Annotated in this window: 4 protein-coding genes and 3 pseudogenes; 1 reads left to right on the top strand and 6 read right to left on the bottom strand. The window is 72.5% G+C overall.

What is annotated here, in order from left to right; genetic code table 11:
* The 5 genes and pseudogenes from ALLO2_RS10520 to ALLO2_RS24320 form a co-directional block, all read right to left on the bottom strand.
* Positions 1-421, bottom strand: a 421-nt coding sequence (locus ALLO2_RS10520) for a site-specific integrase (protein WP_035731562.1), incomplete at its 3' end; no start/stop codon positions are given.
* Between the two features lie 76 nt (positions 422-497).
* Positions 498-847: pseudogene (locus tag ALLO2_RS28200) on the bottom strand (protein-L-isoaspartate O-methyltransferase).
* 163 nt (positions 848-1,010) lie between these two features.
* Positions 1,011-1,781, bottom strand: a pseudogene (locus ALLO2_RS28195) (lanthionine synthetase LanC family protein); the annotation flags it as partial.
* On the bottom strand, positions 1,778-2,611 hold the full coding sequence (locus ALLO2_RS27170) for a thiopeptide-type bacteriocin biosynthesis protein (protein ID WP_232235023.1): 834 nt from the start codon (positions 2,609-2,611) through the stop codon (positions 1,778-1,780). The gene ALLO2_RS27170 and the pseudogene ALLO2_RS28195, both read right to left, overlap by 4 nt.
* 216 nt (positions 2,612-2,827) lie before the next feature.
* Positions 2,828-3,672: pseudogene (locus tag ALLO2_RS24320) on the bottom strand (lantibiotic dehydratase); the annotation flags it as partial.
* 646 nt (positions 3,673-4,318) lie between these two features.
* On the opposite strand from ALLO2_RS24320, the gene ALLO2_RS10505 reads away from it, so the two are divergent.
* Positions 4,319-4,870 carry an RNA polymerase sigma factor gene (locus ALLO2_RS10505; RefSeq protein ID WP_011437906.1) on the top strand — a complete coding sequence of 184 codons (552 nt, stop codon included), beginning with the start codon at positions 4,319-4,321 and terminating at the stop codon, positions 4,868-4,870.
* On the opposite strand, the gene ALLO2_RS10500 is transcribed toward ALLO2_RS10505, so the two are convergent.
* A complete protein-coding gene (locus ALLO2_RS10500; RefSeq protein ID WP_084588393.1) occupies positions 4,848-9,551 on the bottom strand; it encodes an ATP-dependent helicase in 4,704 nt (1,567 codons plus the stop codon). The genes ALLO2_RS10505 and ALLO2_RS10500 overlap by 23 nt on opposite strands.
* Positions 9,552-9,681 lie beyond the last annotated feature (130 nt).

Genomic DNA, 9,681 nt, shown 5'->3' with positions numbered 1-9,681 from the left:
CGGCGTTGCTGTGCCGCACCGTCGCCGGCCCGTAGCCGTCCCCGAGGTGGCGCTTACGGGTCACCGGGTTGACCTGCCCCACGGTCGCCCGCGACCCGACCCGCGCCGCCGCGACCGGCTTGGTCGCCTGCCCGAGCCACAGCACGAAGTCCCGGACCTCCGCCGGACTCACCCGGTCCCAGGCCACTCCAACCGCGACCAGAAACCGCCACCACCGCAGCAACGCCAGCGCATAGCTGCGCACCGAGTTCGCCGACCGGCCCTGCGCGACGAAGTCCCGTAGGAAGACCTCGACCGGCTCGACCGGCTCACCGAGGCCGTCGACCAGCCTCCACGGCACCACGCCGTCGGACGCGACCACGCTTCCCCACAGCGGAAGCCGGATCGCCTCGATCACCCGATGATCGCTGTCCTCAAACACCCAGCACCCTCCAAGATCAGAGAGATGCAGACTGTTCCGACCTGTCCGACCCTGCCCTACGACACGCCGTTCGACCTCAGGAAAGTCCGGTCAACAGTTCCGTAACGATGATCTTGTCGTAGGGGGCGTGGTCCGCGTCGCCGATGGCGCCGTCGCCGGTGACCACCCGCACTCGGTCGTAGCTGGTCTCGGCCAGGGCGCGGCGGGCGTGGTCAGTTCGAGCTGACCGAGCATCATCGCCACCACGGTCGGCACGGAGATGCAACTGGCGGGCCGGTCTGCGCCGGGCTTGATGGTGATCGCCTTGTTGGCGTACGCCTCCTCGACCGAGGCCGCGGGAACGAACCGGTGCCGGGGAACGGCCCGAAACGCCTGCTCGATGCGCTCGGAGCGCAGGTGACCAGCGGTGCGGATGTTGCTGATCATCTGCTCGCGCAGGTCCTCGGGGCGGGTGCTGGTGGCGTTGGTCATCCGGTTCCTTCGTGTGTGTACTTGCGGATACGGGCGAGTGCGTTGGTCCGGCCGTGGGCGGGACGGTGAGCAGGCAGGCGTCCCATCCGGTGCCCGGCGGCAGATCGGTGAGCGCGATTCCGGCGTCGCCTTCCAGCATCCCCCTCACCTCCGATAGTTTTCGGGCCGCCTGGGCGCGGCGGTGACGCCAGCGGTGTTCCAACCGGGACAGGACCTCGGCGAATTCGCCGCCGGGTTCGGTGTCGGCGAGTATCCGGCGGGAGACGTGCACCAGCCCGGCCCAGCCGTGGCACAGCGAGTCGTCGCCGAGTTGGGCGAGTTGAGCCTCGTCGGTGAGACACGCGACGAGCGTGGCCTTGGCGTCGGCCACCCTGTTCGGGGTGTCCAGTGCCTGGGCGGTCAGGTGGCGGGCGCGGGCCAGGCCGGGGGCGCCGTAGCACCAGGACGGGCGTTGCGGACCCGGCTGGTCGGCGGCGGCGTTGACCCATTCGAGTCCGGTCAGCCCGTTGATCAGGTCGAACTCCCGCAGCGCGGGCAGTTCGCCGCGGTCGATCCGCTCGTGCGCTGCCTCCAGGCGGGTGCAAGTGATCGCGGCGATGTGCTCGTCGAGGGTGTGCAGTGCGCCGGTGTAGACGGGCTGGCCGGCGGTGCGCAGCACGAATGCGACCGCCGGGGCGCCCCGGTACAGGCCGGCGCCCGTGTCCGCGGCCACGGGTTCGGCGGTCATGGCCTTGACCCATTGGTGGGCGGTGGCCCAGTCTCCGATCCCGGCGCGGGCATAGGCGATGTGCAGCAGCGCCAGCCCGGCGGCCCCGTCTGCCAGGGATTGACCCCCGCCGGGTGCGGGATGGTGCTCGGGCGGTGGCGTGTACGGGTCGGTGTAGGTCACCGGGCACCACTGCTACGGCGGGCTCGCCAGGTGAGCGCGGCTTGCCGGGCCAGGCGGCGGCAGGNGNGNTCGCTGTCCCGGTTGATGCCGACGGCCCGGTTGTGGTGCATGTGCAGCAGCGACTCCGGCACCACGTCGGTGTTCGCCTCCGGTGGCAGCGCCTTGTGGTAGCTGGCCAGCGCGTCGGCGCGGTTGTCCCACGCCGGCCCGATGTCGATGGTCCAGCCGGACAGCGACCACAGCCCGGCCGGGTCGGTGGCGAGCTGGGTCGCTCGCTCGGCCACCGCCCGGTCGAGGGCCGCAGCGGCAGCCGGGGCCGGCCGGGCGGCCAGCCAGTCCATCGCCTCGTTGGGATCGCCGAAGAACCCGCTGACGATGCCTACCATGTTCGCCACCACCAGCCCGAGGTCGACCTCGGTGGTGGGCTGGTGCCGCAGCAGGGCGGCCATGGTGGCGGAGTCGGCGGCGAAGACGTTCTCCGCGGCGTCCAGTGCCTCGCCATGCCCGTAGCGGCCGACTTCCGGGGAGTAGGTGTCGATCACCAGCCGCCCGGCCAGTCCTGCTTGGCGCATCCGCTGCGCCCACTCCCCGACCGCGTTCGAGTACTGCGCATAACAGTCGGGGGTAGTGCGCAGCCGCAGGCGCAGGTGGTCTGTCTCCTGTCGGCTGCGGTATCGCAGCCACCAGCACGCGGGTGTGTCGAGCGTGGCCAGCAGGCCGGGAAGCGCCTCGGCGACGATCTCGCCGATCCGTTCGGGATGGGTGAACAGCTTCGCCGAGAGCCAGGTGGCGTCCGGGGCGCCGGGCAGGTGCCCGTGTGTGTTCGTCACGACGGGTAGGAGGCCGTGCAGCGGGCCGGGTGCAGCGGGGCAGATGGTGACCGGGGGCAGCGCGATTTCGTGGGCGTGGCCGTCGATCCACCCGTAGTCGGCCGCCGGGGTGGCCGCGTACAGGATCGCCTGGCCGTGCCGTTTGAGGTGGGCGTGCAGGAGGGTGGCGTGGGCGGGCTCGTTGAGGGTGAGGCGCAGCGTGCGGTCCGCGTCGCGGAGCTCGACCACGTCAGGGCAGTCCCAGCGCAGTCCCAGCGGCGCCGCCACCGGTCGAGTACCTGCCTCCACTGGCCGGGACCGGCCTGGCCGGGTGGGAGGTCGTCGGGGGGCAAGCCGCCCCTGGGCCGGGGACAGGACGGTGCGCCGGTAGCGCACCCGTGGCAGGAACGGCAGCCGGACGCGCGGTCCCCAATCGAACTGGTACCAGGCGGCGGAGAACGCCCTGGCAGGTGTGCCAGGAACCGGGCCAGCGGCGGGGGNTGTTTNTNCCNTGCGNGNGNNNNGNANNCCTGCGGCTCAACCACTTGACGACGCGAGATGCTGACCAGGTGCAGCCGGTCGCGGGTCGCGGTGATGGCCAGGTCGTCCATCGTGAGCAGGCTGTCGTCGCCGGGCTGGCGGTGTTCGCCCAGCGGGAGCACGTGGTCGAGGTAGGCCGGGACGCGGCAGACGTTCTCCGCGTGCGGGTACAGCGGCCCGAAGGACATCTGCACCCGCAGCGCCCCGGCGGTGGCGGCGGGCAGTGCCCGGTACGCCCGCGCCAGGCCGGACCCGGTGGCCGTCGGGGTGAACCGGCTGGTGAGGGTGCCGGCGGAGCGGGCGGGCGCGACGGTGAGCAGGAAGTCGCCCCGATCCAGTGCTTGGGTGGTGGCGGCGTGGATGCGGGCGGACAACTCTACGTGTGGCGGGATGTACCGGTCGTCAAACGTTTCGCCGGTCAGCTCGCCGATCACGTCGTCGGTCAGGATGATCTCGCGGGTGCCGTCGGCCATCGCCTGCCAGGTCAGCACCAGCAGCCGCTCGTCGCGCTCGGAGATCCCCGGTGGCGGCGTGGGCAGCACGCTCCCGCGATACCCCACCGGATACCCACGCAGTCGCACCTGAACGGCTCCCGCTCCGGGCCTGCACCGCGCCGTGCCGTCACCAAACCGGGTCAGCTAGTAAAACCTTTGGCTTCCTATTGAAATCTAGGCCGAAAATAGGATGTCATACTAAAATCTTCGATGACACCCNACAGCGGGGACGGGCTGTCGTACCTCGTGTCGTGTATCAGGCGTCGTGTACCAGACCGGGTAGCGCCATCGGGTAGGTCGTCGAGACGTTCCGCCCAGTTCCTTCGTGTACCCACAGTGACCGAGGGCGAGTGACTCCATAAGAGCTTACGAAGCAGAACGTCATTATCTCGCCCGTTTTGGCGGTGTACTGACCGGTTGATGGCGCCAATGCGGCTCTCGATAAGCTCGGGTCACGGCCAGGCGATAACACGGTGCGTATCGATCGGGCGGGTACGTCGCCCACCGGGATATGCCGCTGCTGGCCTACCCGGGAGCGGATGGTAATGTCCGCCTTGTCCTAGTCCGCTGTTCTGGCAAGCAGCGGGTCCAACTGACCAAGGCACATCGCGGTTCTCGGTGCTGGCGCGCTCCGGGAAGGTAGGCGATCGTGCTGGGGGGTGGCGCGGTCTGAGCATGACAGGTGGAGCAAACCGTGACATGCCCTGCCGGGGACACGCCCTCGGTTGATTTTGTATCCGCTGCGCCCGTGGTCGAGCTGGACCGGCCATACAGCCAGCAGCGCTGGTCGCTGATGCTCCCGCACCGTGATCGGCTCATCCACATAGCCCGTAGGCGGTTGCCGAGCAAGGCCGACGCGGAGGACTGCGTACACGAGGCATTCATCCGCGCCGCCGGATTTCGGGATCTCGACGCGAGCCGGGTCGGGCAGTTTCTGACGACGACGGTGCTACGTCTCTGCGTTGATCACCATAGAGCTCGTCAGCGTGCGGAGCGGGCGGTCGTGCGCGGCTATCTGCAGCCGTGGGAGCCGGCCCCGGACGACGCCGTCTGTGACCGTGCGGAAGCCCGCTGGCTGCTGGCCCGGGCCGGGGGACTGCAGGGCCGGGAGCGTGAGGTGATCATGGCTCGGGCGGCCGGGAAGAGTACCCGGGAGGCGGCCGCGGATCTGGAGATCAGTCTCAAGGCGGCCGAGGGAGCGTTCACCCGCGGACGTGCCCGTCTTATTTCCTTCTCTCGGAACTGATGCTCCGCAGCCGCAGGCCCCGCGGGGTCGGGTGGAAACCGGCGCGCTCCAGGGCGGCACCCAGGGTGCTGCCGACGATCGTCTGGCCGTCCGCCTTCTCCACCGTGAGCCTGCCGAGCAGGCCGTCCCGCACGGCGCGGGCCAACGCCTCCACCGCCGGGGCCATCCGATGGTCGTCCTCGGTCCATGACAGCAGGGAACGGCCCCCGCGTTCCACGTAGAGGATGAGTTCCCCGTCGATGATGACGACCATCGCGCCCGCCTTGCGCCCCGGCCGGTGGCCGGCGGCGCCGTCCGCGTCATCCCCCGGTCGGGTCGGCCAGGGCAGCGCGGCACCGAACGGGTTGGCCGGATCGGCCGCGGCCAGGACGACGGCCTGCGCGGACGATGAGCTCGGTGGGCCGGCCGCCGGCTGCGCCCAGGCCGGGGCCGCCTCGGCGTCCCGCTGTGCCGCGGCGATGGAGCGCAGCCGATCGACCGCTCCCGGGACGGCGAACTGGGCCGCGCCCAGGGACTCGACGAAGTAGCCCCGGCGGGCGCGGCCGGCGTCCTCGAAGGCGCTGAGGACCCGGTAGACCCCGGCGAACCCGCCCGGGTGCCGCTCGCCGGTCACCGCGCCGCGGGTGACGATGCCGTGGCGCTCGAGCAGCGCCTCGGCCAGCGCGTGGGCGCGCCGGGTCGGGTCGGTGTCCCGCTCGGGCAGCAGCGACCAGCGGCCGGCGGCCGTCGGGGGGCCGGCCCGCCGCGGCATCGCCGGCCGTCCGTACCGTGCCGCCCGGGGACGGGGGGCACGGTACGGACGGCCGGCGGAACCCAGCAGGGCACGCAGCGGGGCGAGGGTGTCGTTGGTTACCCGCCCCGCCCAGACGAGATCCCAGAGCGCGGTAGCGAGCGCCGTGTCGTCGAGCGAGCCCATCCGGTCGGACAGCGCCCGGAAGAACAGGGCCGCCCCGCCGGTGAGCGCGTCGAGAATCGCGGTGTGCAGCGGACCCGAGGCGATCTCCGGGTCGGGCGGAGGCAGCAGCAGGGGCGCGGTGTCGGCGAGGACCAGGGTCAACCAGCCGTCGTCCCCGGGCAGCCCGCCGGCGCCAGCCCAGTGCACCTCGCCGGCGGAGCACAGCTCGTCGAGCATCGTCGGTGAGTAGTCGGCGACGCGGGCCGGGAGGACGAGCTGTTCCCATGCGCTCGCCGGGATCAGCGCGCCCTGCAGCTGCTCGACGGCGCGCAGCACACCGTCCACCCCCCGGCCACGTCCGCTGGTGACCGACTGCCAGGCCGGCAGGAAGGCACCGAGGGTCCGGGGCGGCACCGCCTCGACCTCCTTGCGCAGGGCGGCAAGGCTGCGTCGTCGCAGCGCCCGCAGCACGCCCGCGTCGCACCACTGCTCACCGCCGCGGTCGGGATGCAGCTCACCGCGGACGAGGCGGCCGCTGCGGACCAGCCCGTCCAGGACACCGGCGACCACCGCCGTGCCCAGCCCCAGCCGGGCGGCCGGTTCCTCGGTGTCGAACGGTCCGTGGGTACGGGCATAGCGGGAGATCAGGTCGCCGAGAGGGTCACGCACCGGTTCGGTGAAGGCGTCGGGAACTCCCACCGGCAGCGGTACGCCCAGGGCGTCGCGCAGCCGGCCGGCGTCCTCGATCGCGACCCACCGCTCCTCGCCGGCGATACGGACCCGCAGGGCCCGGCGGGTCTGTTCGAGCTCGGCGAGCCAGCCCGGGGNGGCACCCCGGGCGACCGCCTCCTCGGTCGTGAGGTCACCGAGCATTCGCAGCAGGTCGGCCACTCCCTCGACATCGCGGGCGTGGCGATCCGGGGCGAGCCGCGTGAGCTGGGCGGCGACCTGCGCGAGCGCCGCTGGATCGATCAGCTCCCGCAGGTCCGCCTCGCCGAGGAGCTCGGCCAGCAGGGAGCTGTCCAGCGACAGCACCTGCGCCCGGCGTTCGGCCAACGGTACGTCCCCGTCGTACATGAAGGCGGCGACGTAGCCGAACAGCAGGGCGGAGGCGAACGGAGACGGGGACGGCGTCTCCACCTCCACCACCCGCAGCGTGCGGGCCGACACCTCGCGCATCAGCTCCGCGAGCGCCGGAACGTCGAACACGTCCTGCAGGCACTCTCGCATGGTCTCCAGCACGACGGGGAAGCTGGCGAACGTCGCGGCGACGGACAGCAGCGCTGCGCTGCGCTGGCGCTGCTGCCACAGCGGGGTCCGCCGCCCCGGGGTCCGGCGGGGCAGCAGCAGGGCCCGCCCGGCGCACTCGCGGAACCGGCTGGCGAACAGGGCGCTGCTCCCGATCTCCGCCCGTACGATCGCGTCGATCTCGTCCGGCTCGAACAGCGCGAGATCGGCGCCGGGCGGCTCGGCGGCATCCGGGATCCGGGCGACGATGCCGTCGTCGGTGTGCATGATCTGGACGTCGACCCCGTACCGCTCGCGCAGCCGGGCGCCCAGGGCGAGCGCCCAGGGCGCGTTCACCGGAGCACCGAACGGGGAGTGCACCGCCAGGCGCCAGTCGCCGATCTCGTCCCGGAAACGCTCCACGACGATCGTCCGATCGTCGTGGAGACGGCCGACGGCAGCCTTCTGCTCGTCGAGGTAGCGCAGCAGGTTGGCGGTGGCCCGATCGTCGAGGCCGGCGGCCCGGACGCGGTCGGCCGCCGCCTGCGCCGGCAACCTGGTGATCTCGCGCAGGAACGCGCCGAGCGCGCGGCCGAGTTCGGCGGGTCGGCCTGGGGCGTCGCCATGCCAGAAGGGGAGCCGGCCGGGCCGTCCCGGAGCCGGCGTCACCAGGACCCGGTCGGCGGTGATCTCCTCGATGCGCCAGCTGGATGAGCCGAGGAGCACCACGTCGCCGACCCGCGACTCGTAGACCATCTCCTCGTCGAGTTCCCCGACCCGGCTGGAGCGCTCCCCGACGAGGAAGACGCCGAACATGCCCCGGTCGGGAATGGTGCCTCCGCTGGTCACGGCGAGCCGCTGGGCGCCCGGGCGGGCGGTGAGGATCCCGGTGACGCGGTCCCAGGTGATGCGGGGGCGCAGCTCGGCGAACGTGTCGGAGGGGTAGCGGCCGGCGAGCATGTCCAGGACCGCCTCGAAGGCGGAGGTCGGCAGCGTCGCGAACGTCGCGGTGCGCCGGACCAGCGCGCCGAGCTCGTCAACGTGCCAGTCCTCCATCGCCGTCATTGCCACGATCTGCTGCGCCAGCACGTCGAGGGGGTTGCGCGGGTACCGCAGCCGCTCGATCGCCCCCGAGCGCATCCGCTCGGCGACCACGGCACATTCGAGCAGGTCGCTGCGATGCTTCGGGATGATGACGCCGCGACTGGCGGCGCCGACCTGGTGGCCCGCGCGGCCGGTGCGCTGCATCCCGGCGGCGACGCTCGGCGGGGACCCGATCTGCACGACCAGGTCGACGGCTCCCATGTCGATGCCGAGTTCCAGGCTGGAGGTCGCGACGACCGCGGGCAGCCGGCCAGCCTTGAGATCCTCCTCGATTCCGGCCCGTTGCTCGCGGCTCACGCTGCCGTGGTGGGCCCGCGCGATCTCCGGCCAGCCCGCCGTGCCGCCGCCTTGGCCCGAGGCGCCCATCAGCGCCGCGGGGGACGTCCGGCCGGCTTCCCCCGGCCCGTCCCCGGCCACGGATTCGTCCGCGGNGGNGGCCGCGGCGAGCCGCTCGGCGTACAGCTCGTTCAGCCGGGCGCAGAGTCGCTCCGCGAGCCGGCGCGAGTTGGCGAAGACGATGCTGGCGGAATGAGCCAACACGAGGTCGAGGACACGCTGCTCGACCGCCGGCCAGATCGACGCTCGGTGCGGGGCGGAGGCCGCCGAGCCGTCCGGGGACCCGTCGAGGAGCTGTCCGCCGAGCTGGGTCATGTCCTCGACCGGCACCACGACGTCGATCTGGAGGGTCTTGGCCGCGGGCGNGCGGACTACCGCCACCGGGGCCGTTCCGCCCAGGAATCGGGCGGCCTCCTCGACCGGCCGCACCGTGGCGGACAGGCCGATCCGCTGGGCCGGGGTGTCCAGCAGGGCGTCCAGACGCTCCAGGCTCAGCGCGAGGTGGGCGCCGCGCTTGGTGCCCGCCACCGCGTGGACCTCGTCGACGATCACTGTCCGGACGCCGCGCAGCGACTCCCGCGCGGCACTGGTGAGGATGAGGAAGAGCGACTCCGGGGTGGTGATCAGGACGTCGGGGGGCCGGGTGCCGAAACCGCGTCGTTCGGCGGCGGGGGTGTCGCCCGACCGCAGACCCACGGTCACGTCCGGCTGGGGCAGACCGAGCCGTTGCGCGGCGGAGCGTATCCCCGCGAGCGGTGCCCGCAGGTTCCGTTCGACGTCGACGGCCAGCGCCTTGAGTGGGCTGACGTACAGCACCCGGCAGCGCCGGGTGGGCTCGGCCGGCGGCGCCGAGCGGGCCAGGGTGTCCAGCGACCACAGGAAGGCGGCCAGTGTCTTCCCCGAACCCGTGGGTGCGACGACCAGCGCGTTGCCGCCGGTGCGAATCGCCTCCCACGCGCCCCGCTGGGCGGGGGTCGCGGCGGTGAAGGCCGCGCCGAACCAGCTCCGGGTCGGGGCGGAGAACGCCGTGAGCGGATCCGGCGGATCGGGGGAAGCGAAGCTGGGCACGTTGACCAGTCTGCGTCGAGGGACCGACAACCTTCCGCCGGTGTGGTTCATGACGGGCCCGCCGTGGGGCCCGGCCTCGACCCGGTCGTGCTTCCCGCGGTCGTGCTTCCCGTGGCCGCGGTTCCGCCGGTGGGGACCCCCGGTGGGGATCCCCGACCAGGACCCCCTTGGGTGGTCCCGT

Origin of the sequence: Frankia sp. Allo2 (genome assembly GCF_000733325.1) — a bacterium.
Lineage (GTDB): Bacteria > Actinomycetota > Actinomycetes > Frankiales > Frankiaceae > Frankia > Frankia casuarinae.
Note: the sequence above shows the minus strand (reverse complement) of the source record. Positions and strands in the feature narration are given on the sequence as shown.